The organism is Oscillatoria sp. HE19RPO (assembly GCF_024220515.1).
Classification (GTDB): Bacteria; Cyanobacteriota; Cyanobacteriia; order Cyanobacteriales; family Laspinemataceae; genus Laspinema.
In genome coordinates this window covers 26,199-40,539 of sequence record NZ_JAMXOT010000073.1, presented here as the reverse complement: position 1 = coordinate 40,539, position 14,341 = coordinate 26,199, and the positions used below count along the sequence as shown (strand labels likewise).

The window sequence follows — 14,341 nt, the reverse complement described above, 5'->3', positions numbered from 1 at the left end:
ACGTTCGTTTGTAGATCAACAGAGTAGCCCCGTCAATGTCGGAGTAAATGCTTGCGCCCTCCGGAGGGCGCAAGCATTTACTCCGACACATACCTTCCTTTCAGTTGAACGTTTGGAGGATTTATATTTTGCAATCCCCTATGTAGGACTTCCTATAGTCCTATATGAGGGAGATGTTCAGTTGGGGGATTGCGCTGACCCTGACGGATGAGGAGGGGGTGCCGAAATCTCCCATGACTTTAAACGGGTTAAAATAGCTTGTGCCGTTTGGGGGCGACTGTGCCAGTCGGGTGCCATCAAGTCATCGAGTAACTGTGCTAACTCAGGAGAGAGGTGCGGAAGGTGACTGCACCAGATGAGCTGTCCTTGAGGGGTTTCGGGAAAGTCGAGGGGGGTTAATCCAGTTAAGGCATATAAAAAAGTCCGGGCGATCGCGAAAAAATCCGATTGGGGTTGGGTATCCCCGAGGAGTTGTTCCGGGGGTGCATAACCGGAGGTTCCCACCCGGGTACTTCGATTGTGGCGATCGGCGACACTGCCAAAATCAATCAGTTGCACTTGTCCATCGGGTGTGAGAATCAGATTGCTGGGTTTAATATCTCGATGCACCACCCCTTCGTGATGAATTGTGCCGATGATGTCCATCAACTGGGCTAACCAGTTGCCAGCAACGGTTTCGGAAATAGGACCTTGTTGCTCAATCAGTTGTTCTAGGGTTTTTCCGGCTTTTTTTTCCATGACGAACCCCTGGAGGGATTTGCGATCGCCCAGGGTGAGGATAAAATATCCCCCCGGTTCTACCAGGGGAATCCCCGGATGTCGCAACCAGATCAAGACTCGTGCCTCTTGTTTAAACAAGCGGACAAAATCAGGTTGAGTGGTAAATTTAAGGACTTTCATCACTTTGGGGGTTCCCCATTCCTGTTCTCCCCAATCCTGAACTTCATAGATATCGCAGGGATAAGCGGGATTGGGGTCTCGCAAGGGGGTTTTGATGCGATAGCGATCGCCAATCAGTAAGGGAGAACCGCAGTTGCCGCAGTGACTCTCGGTATCGGGGTTTTCCCGCTGGATGCAGTTGGGATTAATACAGTAACTCACAACCCATTTTAGAATATGATTGGCTCGAAGATGAGCGAGGGGAAACTTGGCTTTTTTGCAACGGTGAAAGCATTTTTTTGTGAAAAGCTGTCTACCTTAAGCCAAATTTCCCCGAATTGGATTGGGAACTCTAGGCGATCGCCTAGGGAAAACCCAGTTTAACCCGCCATAATCGCAAGCAAGTTACGAAGGTTAGCGCTGGCATATCCCACATCCATTTGGGTTTTATCTTCGAGTTTTCCAGCAATGGCTTCGAGTTGAGCAATCAACTCATCATATCCCCCACTTCGCATCACGAAAAGTTGCAACTGGTTTTTAATTTGTTGCACCATTTGGGGTTTCTGAGCGGCGGCAGCTTTGCCTTTTTTGCCGGTAGTTTGCACTGCGCCGAGATTATGTTGGATTAAAATTCTTAAACTTGAGAGTTTTTGAGTTTTCACCAACTCTTTAATCTCTTCACAGGCATTTTCCACTAATTTAGTGGTGACAAACTTCATCATCAACGGTTGTAAGGTGAAGAAAATGTCGCTGGCTGTTTCCTGTTTTTCGATTAAGGCGCGGCGATCCAAGGAATCGAGGTTTTTGAGCATATCCGAGAGGGATACGGATAATAACATATCCTCGCGCAAGCCGGAGAGAGTAACCGGAGTCTTGGCGATCGCCAACCAGTACAAGATTTCTTCTTCTGAGGGAGATAAGCGCCCGAAATGCTGCTCTAGTAACTGAGTCAGCGTATCTTCGATAAACAACTCGGTCGCTTTGAGGAAAGTGGCGGTATTTCCATTAAAGAATTCTTTAATGGTTGTGGCAACAACTTTATACCCTAAGAGATTATCTCCATAGCGTTTAACCATTTCACCCCACTCTTTTTCCGTGGGGGCCACTCCTTTATCGGCAAAGATTTCCCGGGCGATTTCGTGGGAATCCATCGGTTGCAGGGTCTGGACTTTTTCCCCATGCAACAAGGCAATTTCAGCGGGTTCTTCCGTGGTAACCAGGACGAAACAGCTTTGATGATTGGTTTGGGCAATCCGTTTGATGAAATCGCGATAGTTTTCAAATCCTGGACGATAATTCCCGGCGAGTTCATCCCCTTGGAGCAAGGCATCGATATCGTCTAAGATGATCAGGCAGCGATTCTTTTTCAGCAAGTCTAGCAGGCGTAAGATTCTGCCGCTGAGATCATCGGGAATATCCGGTTTCTTTTGGGTAGAAAGGGTTTGCAGCAGGTTCCCTAACAAGTCTTCGAGTTTGGGGGTTGCAGCAAGGGACCGCCACACCACGAACTCAAACTCGCTTTCAAGTTGTTTAGCAATTTGTACGGAAAGTACGGTTTTGCCAATACCTGTCATGCCTAAAAGGGTGACTAACCGAGAGCTTTCATCGATAATTAATTCTTCTAGGATTTTAAGTTCTTCGGTGCGTCCGTAAAATTGGGATACATCCGGCGATTCACCCCAATCTTGGCTGCGACTTCCGGTAGAGACGACTTCGGTAGAAGGTTCGGCTGCTGCTGCCGGTTCAGCTTTTTTGCGGGAAGTTGTAGCCGGTTCGGCTTTGGCTTTCCCTTTGGTTTTTGTGGGTGCTGGTGCTTCTGTTTCTTGGGCTTGGTATTGATAGAATAGCTGATGCCGCAATTCGGCCAATTTGCCCGGACCGCGCCCGTAAATGCTAAATTTTCTGTAGACTTCGCCGAGTCGTTTGCGAACCGCAATATTGCTGATCCCTAGGATCGTGGCGATCGCGGCGGTGGAATTGCCGTCAAGTGCCATCATGACGGTTTCTAACTCAGCATCGGAAACGCCGCGTTCTTTCGCGACTGCGGTTAAAAATTCGGGGGGAATTTGGTTAGTCAAGGTTTCTAAATCTTTACAAACGATACAACGTTTTTCATTATACTGTGTTTCTAACGATTTGTTGCCCGCTTCGGCGATCGAGTCAAAAATTTTTAACGGATTGAGTCTTGTACCGATGGCGATCGCCCTTTCACCCTAGCAATCAATGTTCTAACCCCTCTCCCCTCGTGGTTTGGACGGTGCTAGAGCGTCTGTTCGGGCTGTTTATTTCTTTAGCTACTTGACAATATTTTATCGATTATGCATCAGCACTTTGAATAAAAAATCAAGTGCCTCCCAGATATTTCACTCATCCTGGAAAAAAATGCACCCTAGAAAGATAAAAATTTTCATCCCCTCACCTCCCTCTAACTCAGGGGTTCGGAAAATATCCCCATGCCGCATTGGACACCCCCAGTTCTCCCGCCCTTTGAAGACAATCGGGACAAGAGCAACTGTTTGTTAATCCCAATGGAGAACAGAATATATACTTAGACAAAAAGCCATAAATTTTAACACAAGGCATAGAAAAAATCAACTCACGCAACAAAAAGTGACAAAACTTGCGATCGCCGATTGCGATCGCCTGCCCGTCAGGCATCCCCAATTCCCCAACCCCAGCGGAAACCAGAGGGTGAACTATGCTTTGTATTTTCCCCAACTCCAGGTATAAAGACTCTATCCGGGCAACATCACCCCTCACCCTCACTCCGACATTCCCCCTAAAGCCCGCAATCGGGCCAAATCTAACAAGCGAATCCGCGCCCCCTCAATCTCCAAAACCCCCTCACTGCTGAGTTTCGCAAACACCCGAGAAAGCGTCTCCGGAATCGTCCCCAAAAAAGCAGCCAATTGCCCTTTCGTAATATCCAATTCCACTTGTTCCAAAGTACCCTGGGGTGAATCACTTAAGTACAGAAGATAAGCAGCCAAGCGTTGCGGGACATCCTTCAACGACAAATCTTCCACCACATGAGCCAACCAACGCAGATGACGGGCAAAAATTCCTAACAAAGTTATGGCAATATTGGGATGAGCTTGCATCAAGGCCACCAATGCAGACCGGGGAAAGAATAACACCTGAGTGGACTCTAGGGCAGCAGCAGAAGCGGGAAACGGTTGACCATCAAAAGCAGGCACCTCCGCAAAATGCTGACCCGGACCAAAGATTTGCAAAATCTGCTCTTTGCCTAAGGGAGATTGTTTAAACACTTTAACTCGACCCGAAATCACGATGAAAAAACCAACTCTTTCATCATCGCCCTCCCAAAACAACACCTCTGCTTTTTGATAGGATTGCCCGATCGCAATCTGGGCAAGGGCCTGATGCTGGTCTGGGGGTAAACTCTGAAACAGGGCAGTTTGGGCAAGAAATGCGGGTTTATCAAAAGATTGGTCTTTCAAGAGGGGATTTCCAGGACTGGATCAACTCATTGATTTGATTGTACCGGCAAAACGGGCTGATCCAGAATGGGGTTGAGAAAAACTCACACCCACCGGACCTAACCCCCCAACCCCCTTCCCTTCAAGGGAAGGGGGAGAAGAGGGAGATGGGGGAGATGGGGGAGATGGGGGAGAAGAGGGGGAAATGGGGGAGAGGGGAAAATAGTTTTTCACGTTAATCTAGCAAACTTGATATGAGCCCTGATCTCTATCCCTGTAGGGGCGATTCGAGAATCGCCTGTGCCAATTAGAATCAATGCTTCAAATCCGCCTCAATCTGAGATGAGAACCGAATCGAGTATAAATCTGGCTTTCTTTGACTTAAGTCAAAGACATTCCCCGAGGGCCAACTTACAGTAGAGATAACAAGACGAAAGCGACCGAGAGGTAAGATCATGTATTGCAGCCAATGCGAACAAACTGCCGGTGGAGAAGCCTGTTATCAATGGGGTGCCTGTGGTAAAAGTCCCGAAGTGGATGCCCTGCAAGATTTATTAACCCATTTATTGCGCGGACTTGGACAAGTGGCGATCGCCGCCCGGAAACAAGGAATTATTAACCGCCAAGCCGATCGCTTCACCTGCGAAACCCTCTTTTCCACCCTCACCAACGTCAACTTCGACCCCGAAAGTTTTGTTCACTATATCCATCAGGCGATCGCCCTGCGGGATGGATTGAAAGCGCAACTGCAAGCTGTCGCCCCCGAGGTCCGTTTTCCCGAAGGTCCCGCCACCTTGGAACCCGCCCCCACCCTCGATCAATTAGTCCAACAAGGTCGAGATGTAGAATATGGATTTATCTCCAAATCCGCCCAAGATGTTGATATTTTCTCCCTCAAACTGACCATTATTTATGGACTCAAAGGCATCGCCGCCTATGCCTACCATGCCCAAGAACTGGGACAGGAAGACGATCGCCTCTATGCTTTCTGTCATGAAGCCTTAGCTGGACTTGACGCCGTGGATTTGACCCTAGAAGACTGGGTACAAATGGCCTTAAAAGTCGGGGAAATCAACCTCTTGGCGATGGAACTCCTCGATGCCGGAAATACGGGCAACTATGGTCATCCTGTCCCCACCCGTGTTCCCCTGGGAACCCAACCGGGTAAAGCGATTCTCGTCTCGGGTCATGATCTCAAGGACCTAGAGGAACTGCTTAAACAAACCGCGAATCAGGGAATCTCTGTTTATACCCACGGGGAAATGCTGCCCGCGCATGGGTATCCGGGACTCAAGCAGAAATATCCCCATCTGTATGGTCATTATGGGACCGCATGGCAAAATCAAACCCGCGAATTTGCGAAATTCCCAGGGGCGATCGTCATGACCACCAACTGCCTGATGCCACCCCACAACACCTATATTAATAGAGTGTTCACCTGTGGCCCTGTAGGTTGGCCCGGATTGGCCCATATTGAAAACCGCGACTTTAGCGATGCGATCGCCTGTAGCTTATCCATGCCAGGATTTACCGATAACACCGACCCCCGCCAAGTCACCACCGGATTTGCCCGGAATGCCGTCTTGGGTGTTGCCGATGAAGTAATCGCCGCCGTCAAACGGGGAGATATTCGCCACTTCTTCCTCGTCGGCGGTTGCGATGGGGCCAAACCCAGCCGCAACTATTACACCGAATTCGTGGAAAAAGTCCCTGAAGACTGCGTTGTGCTCACCCTAGCTTGTGGCAAATTCCGGTTCTTTGATAAGGAACTCGGAGACATTGGTGGAATTCCGCGCTTGATGGATGTGGGTCAATGTAATGATGCTTATTCAGCCGTGCAAATTACCCTAGCTTTAGCCAATGCCTTTGGGGTGGGAGTAAATGAACTGCCATTGTCGATGATTTTGTCATGGTATGAACAAAAAGCAGTCTCGATTTTGCTGACGCTGTTCCATTTGGGAATTAAAAATATTCGCTTAGGGCCAACCCTGCCTGCATTTATTTCTCCGAATGTGTTTGAGTTGCTTTCCCAGACTTATAATCTCAAGGCGATCGGCACTCCCGAGGAAGATTTAGCCGCCTGTTTAGGGACGACTGTCGAGGCATAATAAGGTCTATAAAAACCCGCAGGCTTAAGCCTGGGGCTACACGGACGAAGCGGTGCCTACGCAGGCTGAAATAAAAGCCCGCAGGCTCAAGCCTGGGGCTACACGGACGAAGCGGTGCCTACGCAGGCTGAAGTCGAGGCATAATCTGGTCTATAAAAACCCGCAGGCTTAAGCCTGGGGCTACACGGACGAAGCGGTGCCTACGCAGGCTGAAGAGAAAACCGACCTTTACCACCCGGATGGGGTATGAAAAGTCATTTTTATAGAGGAGCCCGCGCAGGCGGGCTTTGTTCGTATAGCCCCAGGCTTGAGCCTGCGGGCTTTTTCTTATTCCCAATCTGGGTAGGGTATCCAATTCGGTTTTCAAAAGTCTATAAAAACCCGCAGGCTTAAGCCTGGGGCTACACAGACGAAGCGGTGCCTACGCAGGCTGAAGAGAAAACCGACCTTTACCACCCGGATTGGGTATGAAAAGTCATTTTTATAGAGGAGCCCGCGCAGGCGGGCTTTGTTCGTATAGCCCCAGGCTTGAGCCTGCGGGCTTTTTCTGTGGACTTCTTCCAAATCGGGTTGTCTCAAGTCATGTTTAGAGAGGAGCCCGCGCAGGCGGGCTTTGTCCGTATAGCCCCAGGCTTAAGCCTGCGGGCTTTTTATATTCTTGAAAATTTAACCCATCTGGTTGATAAACCGGGCTTTTTTTTAGTTAAATTTAGGGAGAGTTACCTACGCGAAAATGCCCTCGTGAATTTTTCGAGAAAATGTTAGGGTTGGCAAAGTAATTGGGGGGAACTCTGATGCATCCCGATAGGGGAAGAGTCGAGAAGCTCCAAGCCATCCCATAGACTCCGTTAAATCACGAAATTATGAAAACTACGACCCAGTTAATTGTTGCAGCCGTTGCTCTATTTACGTCTTCTTTTATTAATGTGGCATCGGTTTCTTATTTGATTAATCGCATGAGTGATGATGGTCGAGTGGTGAATCATGCCGGAATTATCCGAGGTGCGGGCCAGAGATTGGTTAAGTTAGAACTGGCTGATGTGGAAGAAGATGATTTAATCAATGAAATTGAGCGAATCATCCAGGGATTGATTGAAGGCGATCGCGATTTAAAACTTCCGCCAGCAACCGACCCCAATTTTTTACAGAAAATGCAGGCAGTTCAAACCGGGTGGTTTACCCTGAAAGCCATCATTCAAGAGCATAGAACTGCACCCCAGGGAGATGAGATTCTCCTGGAAGAGAGTGAATTATTTTTTGAATTGTCCAATGCGGCTGTATTTGCGGCTGAAGATTTTGCCAAGGGGAAAGTTCAGTTAACTCAAGTCAGTCAAATTACTTTGTTTTTATTAAATTTGGCCGTATTAGTAGGGATTTGTTGGGTCACCCATATTCTCCAGTCTCAAATCAAAAAAGCGATTGTGGCGATCGCCTCCTCTTGTACCGAGATAGCGGCGATCGTCACCCAACAGGAATTGGTGGTTTCCATGCAAGCGGCTTCTGTCCATCAAACCACCAACACCACCACCCATATTCGTCACAGTTCAGCGGAGTCCGCCCAGGAGGCGATCGCCGCAAAAGAAGCCGCTTCGGCTGTCATGAATTTAGCCGTAGAAGGAGGTAAAACCGTCCATGACCTGTTAGAAGAAATGGCAACTGTGCAAAATAATTCTAGTGCAATTTATCATAAAATTACTGACTTTAAAGAACGCATCCGACGTATTGAAACCATTTCTAATATGGTCAGTCGCATGGCGAATCAAACAAATCTTTTAGCCTTAAATGCAGCCATAGAAGCCAAACGTACCGGAATTGATGGCAAGGGATTTACGATTGTAGCGGCTGAAATTCGTCAGCTTGCCAACCACAGTAAAAAATCTGCCGAAGAAATTCAACAGTTGGTTGCTGATATTCAAGCTGCGATGAGTTCCACCTTACAGGTAACCCAAGAAGGAAGTAAAAAGGTAGAACAATCTGTGGAAAGTATCCAGAAGATGACGGCAGCCTTTCAATCCGTTGCCGATGCCATTGATGAAATTTTCACCCGCAACGCCCGCATTTCTTTGAGTGCACAGGAACAAGCCAACGCCATTCAGCAAGTGGTTGAAGCAATGGATTCTATCAACAATGGGACGAAAGAAACCGTGAATGGTATCGGTCAAACCAAACTGGGAATGCAGCAACTCAATCAAGCAGCATGGAGTTTAAAGACAATGGTTTAGCAAAACTGCCGGGGTGTATCTTCAGATTCAGACTCGTGAGTTAGAGTTGAGACTGCGAACAATCCAGTAACTAATCGATAGGGCAAAAATGGCAACAGCTAAACCCAGTAAGGCAAATTCTGAATATTTTTCTAGGTCAAAAATAATAATTTTTCGGGCAACAGCAACCAGAGATGTGACAATCACCAGTTCCACTTGCACCGTATGTTTTTTCATATAGGCTGTAATATTCTCTAAAATTTCCATAGAAATCAGAACATTCAGGAACAAGCCAAATATTTCAAATAATGTATTTGTTAAAAAGCCCACAGGTTCAGTCAGCAAGACTTGAGTTAAAAATACAATCAAGTCAGCCACCGCAACTAAAATGATTAGAATCATTAAAATTGACAAGACTTTGGCGATCGCAATCTGAATTTGTTCGGTAATATGAACAAAATTTTCATCTCTAAATCCATCGCTAATTCGGTAATACCATCTTCTCAAGCGTCTCATCGTTTAACGTAAAAATAAAAGAACTCCGCACAGCCACCAGGGGGGTACCGGCGCTCATCCGCCAGCGACCCCCGCAGTAGTCGTCTATACCCCTGCCGGTGCTTTTGCCAACACCTCGGGGCTTAAGACCTGATTGAGTTTACCACTGCGATACCCTTCTAGGTCTAAATTAACGTAAATAAACCCAAACTCTTGAAAGGCAGCCACTAAAGCAGGCAAGTCCGTAATTAAAACAAATTCCTTGATTTGTTCCGGGGGTAATTCAATTCGGGCGCTGTCTCCTTCGGACCGAACTCGGAGATTTTTGAGTCCTAATTTTCGCAAATAACGCTCGGCGCGACCCACTCTTTGGAGCTTTTCTACAGTAATTTCTTCCCCATAAGGAAAGCGAGAACTTAAACAGGGTTGGGCGGGTTTATCCCACCAAGGCAAGTCTAAGAATTTCGCCAGTTGACGCACTTGAACTTTGGTGAGTCCGACTTCCGCAAGAGGCGATCGCGCTCCTCGTTCTTTCGCCGCTTGAATCCCCGGGCGATAGTCATGCAAATCATCCCCATTCACCCCATCTACCACATAAGGATATCCCCGAGATATCGCCAAAGGTTTGAGGGTATCATGGAGTTCACTTTTACAGAAATAGCAGCGATTCACGGGATTAGCAGTGTAATTGGGATTCGCCATTTCTTGGGTGGTGACTTCTTCATGAGCAATGCCAATTTCTGCCGCTTGAATCCGGGCATCTTCTAAGTCTTCTGGAAGCAGAGATGGGGAAACCGCTGTCACGGCTAACGCTTTCTCTCCCAGGGTATCGTAAGCAATTTTGGCGACTAAGGTACTATCAATGCCGCCGGAATAGGCAATTAATGCCCGGTCCATTTCTTGAAAAATTTGTTGAAGTTGTTCGAGTTGTTGAAGTTGTTGCATGAGGAGTTGAAGTTAAACAAAGGGTCACAGAGTCAAATTTGGAGGCGATACCGGCGTTAGAAAAAGGGTTGCATTGTCCAGAAGACCGAACCCCTAGGACAGGAGAGAAAGATGCCGGTTTAAAATTCCCGTCGAGAAAAGATTAAATTGGCGATCGCCAACAGGAGCACGATGTAAAATAAGGCGTAAATGAAATTGAGAACCAAGGTCCCCCCATCGGGTAATATCCCATAAACCGCTTGATTTTTGAGGTCTAACCGGGATAAGTCAGGTAAGATTAAATATAACCCTCGGGTAATTGCTTCAACCGTGGGACTTTTACTCAGTTCACCGGCTTGAACAATATCCTCACTCAGGTGTCCCATGACATAAACGGCAAAAGTCAGGAGGGTTGCTAGTAATGAACTGGTAAAGACACTTAAGGCGATCGCCACTGCCGTGAGTAACGACAGTTCTAAAAATAGATAAAACGCCGCAACGAGCAGACTCAACAGGGGATAATCTATCTGAGATAAACTCATCAACCCTAAATACAACGCCATCGTCACCGTAATCAGGACCGCTAGAACACCACAGAGTCCGAGATGTTTGCCGACGATAAATTCAGCACGACTAATGGGTTTAGCCAGCAAGACGAGAACCGTGCGATTTTCGATTTCATTTTGGATCGGTGCAGTTCCGACAAATGCCGCAACAATTAATCCCAAAAAGCCGATCGCCGCAATTCCCAAATCCAGCAGAATTTTGTCCTCAGTGAGAACAGCATATTCTGGGAGAAGGCGCATTGCCCCGATAAAAAATAACCCAAACACCATGATAAAATAGAGGACGCGAGCGCGAATCACTTCCCAAAAGACATTGTTGGCGATCGCTAACGTTCTGCCTGGGTTCACCAAGACACCTCCTCGCTTCAATTTCAACTTTTCTCGATTTTGCTATGAGCAAATTTTAAAGGCATAGGGGCTAAAATGCAATAGAAAAATCCCGGGACTTTGCCCAGTCAATCTAGCCGCCGAGAATCGCCTCTCTCTTTCTATTTTAATCGAAACCTTGTCCGAGTAAGGGGATGGGTCCGGATTTGCGATCGCTCGTGGGTCCGCACTCCATCTGTGCCCGATCTAACGCCTCTGCCGGAGGGCGACTGCTGGCGGGTTCCGGTTGCCGAAAGGTTCGAGAAATTTCGCAGGATTTTTCCAGGTAATATTCCTCCCCGGTTAAGGGCAACCCTGTCCAAATCGCGAATAAGGTGATACCATATCCAGCCTGACGCTGAATCACCGTTCCCCGCAGTTCCCACCATTGATTTTCTTCAATATTCGGTAACCTTTTTTTAACCGTTTTATCCATCTCAATCCGGTTTTCTAGCAATCCTGAAATCACTTGATCCACTCTGGGCAACTGTTGCCCCTCTATCTGTTCCCGGAGGAAAGCTTCCATCTCGTTAATCAGGATATTTCCTTGGGGGATTTCCGGCGCTTCAATTCCCCGATAAATTGCGAATGAACTGCGGGTTAAATCCTCCGTTAATAAGCTCGGATAATTTATCATCCACTGATTTAGTAAAAATCCAAATTGCAACCATAAACTAATCAAAACATGAAATAAAAACATCACCGTTAATTCTTTCAGCATTGAAATAGGAGGCCAACTGGGTAAGAGTTGCCCTCTAAAAAATTTAGGCACGGACCGCACCGAAGCAGTCAACAAGGGCCAGGTGACAATCATCCCTTGATGTCGCCAATTCTCGGGTAAGTCATCTAACAAGAGAATACTAAGTAGCAATCCCACAATCCAAGGACCGATCTTGATGCCCAATACTGTTATCGGTCGTTCCCATTGCCACCAAGCTGTTCCCAGCACAAAAAATATCAAGAATCCCGTATGGGTAAAATGATAGGCATTCAAAGCCGGAGGAACCAGTAGCCAGGAAAAGACAGAGAGCAACCCAGAAAATATGCTTAATAAAATCAAGGTTTCCCAACAAAAGGGTCGGGGAGGTCTTAATCTATCGATCCAGTATTTGAGCATTTTAGCCAATGAAACGGTGGAGGATAGGAGCCAGAAGCTACTCAGGGTATATTGATGCCTGGTTTGGTGATTATTCCAGGCTCTAGTTGCCGATTACCCTATCTGGTGTAATCTGAACTTAGATTTTAAAAGTCTTTTAACCATAATACTAATAAAATCACGCTATGACTATAGGAATGACCCCATAAAACAGCCATTGCTTGTCGTCGTTCAGGGGCTTTTTTAATTTTGCGAGTGTAATATCTCGCATCTTCTTCTAAGTCAACTTCAGCTTCTGTTTTGAGCGGATAAGCGGAGTCAATGATTTTATTGAATAAATTCAAACTAATGAGTTTGATAGCAAAGTTGGCCCAGAATAAAACAAAGCCAATTCCAAAAATTAAAGAAAGACTGCCCTCTCCTAATTGATTCAAAAAAACATAGGTAATGAGTTTGATTTTGAGGGTGGGGGAAAGAAAAGGTTCGATATAGAAGAAAAATATCCATCCCACACAAGTGGAAATTAAATTAATGGATAGGGCATATTCAACGCTAGTTTTCCGGCTAACTTGACAGCGAGCATAAAATACAGACGATTCAATGGCGACTGAAATTGTTAAAATAAAGGTTTGAAGCAAAATAGTCGGCAGAGGAAAAACCATAGTGGCTATTGACTCCTAATCTTGCCTATTCTACCTGACTGGGAGGGGGTTGAGTGGGGGAGATGGGGGAGATTGGGGAGATTGGGGAGATGGGGGAGATGTTTGTAGTAACGACTTCAGTCGTTACCGCGTTACTTGGCATCCGCCAAGTAACGCCCCATTGGAGGCGATCGCACCCAGTCCCCAAACAGGCGCTTAAGCCGCTCAGTGTGAGTGTCATGGCGTATGCCATGACACGATAGCAACGACTGAAGTCGTTACTACAAACGATCCGGAAACGACTGAAGTCGTTACTACAAACTTGGACCATCCTCCCCATCTCCCCCATCCTCCCCATCTCCCCCATCCTCCAATCTGCTGTGAATTAGGGAAAAGGGGACGAGAACTCTGATAATAAGAGGAGAAGGCATTCATAAAATACAAAGGAGCTATGACAAGAACTGGCATCGGCATTCGCACGGCGGTTTCCCACGAGCGCATCGTAGGTCAAATTCACGTTTATGATGGCGCGGGAAAGGGGAAATCCCAGGCGGCCCTTGGAGTCGTGCTGCGTTCGATTGGCTTGGGCATTAATACGCCCCTGCAAAGCAGAGTGCTGCTGTTGCGGTTTCTCAAGGGTCCGGCGCGGCATTATGAGGAAGATGCGGCGATCGAGGCTTTGCAACGGGGTTTTCCGCATCTGATCGATCAAGTTCGCACGGGAAGGGCGGAGTTTTTTGGACCGGATGAAATTACTCGGTTTGACCGACTGGAGGCGCAACGGGGATGGGATGTGGCAAAAGGGGCGATCGCCTCGGGTCTCTATTCGGTGGTGGTGTTGGACGAAATTAATCCAGTTCTGGATTTAGGATTACTCTCCACCGAGGAGGTGGTTCGTACCCTGGAACAGAAACCAGAACATCTGGAAATTATTGCCACGGGGCGATCGACACCCCCAGCTTTATTGGAGATTGCGGATTTACATTCGGAAATGAAGTCCCACTATCATGCCGGAGGGGTAGAAAATGGCATTGATGGGATTGAAATTTATACAGGTGCTGGAAAGGGTAAGTCTACCAGTGCCTTGGGTAAGGCGTTGCAGGCGATCGGGAAGGGAATCAGTCAGGACCAGTCCCATCGGGTGCTGATTGTGCAGTGGTTGAAGGGGGGAAGTGGCTATACGGAAGATGCAGCGATCGCCGCGTTGCGTCACAGTTACCCCAATCTGGTGGATCATCAGCGCTGTGGTGGCGATGCCATTGTCTGGCGGGGTCAACAGAAAGAAATTGACTATGTGGAGGCAGAACGGGGGTGGGAAATTGCGCGATCGGCGATCGCCTCGGGACTCTACAAAACCATTGTCCTGGATGAACTCAATCCCACCGTTGACTTAGAACTGCTGGAAGTGCAACCGATTGTTGATGCTTTACTCCGCAAACCCAAAGACACCGAAATCATTATCACCGGGCGCTGTCAAAATATTCCGGCCTACTTTGAGTTAGCCAGTGTTCATTCAGAAGTCTTCTGTCACAAACATTATGCTAATCATGGGGTAGAACTCAAGCGCGGGGTTGATTTCTAAATTTGATAATTGATAATTGATAATTGATAATTATCAACTATCA

The 14,341-nt window shown here is 47.3% G+C and carries 12 protein-coding genes; 3 read left to right on the top strand and 9 right to left on the bottom strand.

Annotation, left to right across the window (positions count from 1 at the left end; all coding sequences use genetic code 11):
- Nucleotides 1-177: 177 nt before the first annotated feature.
- The 3 genes from NG833_RS07715 to NG833_RS07705 form a co-directional block, all read right to left on the bottom strand.
- Nucleotides 178-1,101 carry a serine/threonine-protein kinase gene (locus NG833_RS07715; RefSeq protein ID WP_254564719.1) on the bottom strand — a complete coding sequence of 308 codons (924 nt, stop codon included), beginning with the start codon at nucleotides 1,099-1,101 and terminating at the stop codon, nucleotides 178-180.
- Between the two features lie 158 nt (nucleotides 1,102-1,259).
- Nucleotides 1,260-2,957 carry an NB-ARC domain-containing protein gene (locus NG833_RS07710; RefSeq protein WP_254564718.1) on the bottom strand — a complete coding sequence of 566 codons (1,698 nt, stop codon included), beginning with the start codon at nucleotides 2,955-2,957 and terminating at the stop codon, nucleotides 1,260-1,262.
- 684 nt (nucleotides 2,958-3,641) lie between these two features.
- A complete protein-coding gene (locus NG833_RS07705; RefSeq protein ID WP_254564717.1) occupies nucleotides 3,642-4,340 on the bottom strand; it encodes a Crp/Fnr family transcriptional regulator in 699 nt (232 codons plus the stop codon).
- A 434-nt stretch (nucleotides 4,341-4,774) separates the two neighbouring features.
- Between NG833_RS07705 and hcp the strand changes: the two genes are divergently transcribed.
- The gene (hcp, locus tag NG833_RS07700) at nucleotides 4,775-6,427 is read left to right on the top strand and encodes a hydroxylamine reductase (RefSeq protein ID WP_254564716.1); all 1,653 of its coding nucleotides are present in this window, start codon (nucleotides 4,775-4,777) and stop codon (nucleotides 6,425-6,427) included.
- An 863-nt stretch (nucleotides 6,428-7,290) separates the two neighbouring features.
- The gene (locus tag NG833_RS07695; protein WP_254564715.1) at nucleotides 7,291-8,649 is read left to right on the top strand and encodes a methyl-accepting chemotaxis protein; all 1,359 of its coding nucleotides are present in this window, start codon (nucleotides 7,291-7,293) and stop codon (nucleotides 8,647-8,649) included.
- Between the two features lie 27 nt (nucleotides 8,650-8,676).
- Here NG833_RS07695 and NG833_RS07690 read toward each other — a convergent pair whose 3' ends face one another.
- From NG833_RS07690 to NG833_RS07665, 6 genes are all read right to left on the bottom strand, one after another.
- Nucleotides 8,677-9,144 (bottom strand): phosphate-starvation-inducible PsiE family protein, encoded by a 468-nt coding sequence (locus tag NG833_RS07690; RefSeq protein ID WP_254564714.1) that lies wholly within the window; start codon nucleotides 9,142-9,144, stop codon nucleotides 8,677-8,679.
- A gap of 84 nt (nucleotides 9,145-9,228) precedes the next feature.
- Nucleotides 9,229-10,068, bottom strand: a complete 840-nt coding sequence (larE, locus tag NG833_RS07685) for an ATP-dependent sacrificial sulfur transferase LarE (protein ID WP_254564713.1) — start codon at nucleotides 10,066-10,068, stop codon at nucleotides 9,229-9,231.
- A 119-nt stretch (nucleotides 10,069-10,187) separates the two neighbouring features.
- Entirely contained in the window at nucleotides 10,188-10,961 is a 774-nt protein-coding gene (locus NG833_RS07680) for an ABC transporter permease subunit (protein WP_254564712.1), read from the bottom strand.
- Nucleotides 10,962-11,106: 145 nt separating this feature from the next.
- Nucleotides 11,107-12,096 carry a DUF5357 family protein gene (locus NG833_RS07675; protein ID WP_256555861.1) on the bottom strand — a complete coding sequence of 330 codons (990 nt, stop codon included), beginning with the start codon at nucleotides 12,094-12,096 and terminating at the stop codon, nucleotides 11,107-11,109.
- Nucleotides 12,097-12,221: 125 nt separating this feature from the next.
- Nucleotides 12,222-12,737 (bottom strand): filament integrity protein FraC, encoded by a 516-nt coding sequence (gene fraC / locus NG833_RS07670; protein WP_254564710.1) that lies wholly within the window; start codon nucleotides 12,735-12,737, stop codon nucleotides 12,222-12,224.
- A 25-nt stretch (nucleotides 12,738-12,762) separates the two neighbouring features.
- Entirely contained in the window at nucleotides 12,763-13,047 is a 285-nt protein-coding gene (locus tag NG833_RS07665; RefSeq protein WP_254564709.1) for a hypothetical protein, read from the bottom strand.
- 120 nt (nucleotides 13,048-13,167) lie between these two features.
- On the opposite strand from NG833_RS07665, the gene NG833_RS07660 reads away from it, so the two are divergent.
- The gene (locus tag NG833_RS07660) at nucleotides 13,168-14,298 is read left to right on the top strand and encodes a cob(I)yrinic acid a,c-diamide adenosyltransferase (RefSeq protein ID WP_254564708.1); all 1,131 of its coding nucleotides are present in this window, start codon (nucleotides 13,168-13,170) and stop codon (nucleotides 14,296-14,298) included.
- Nucleotides 14,299-14,341 lie beyond the last annotated feature (43 nt).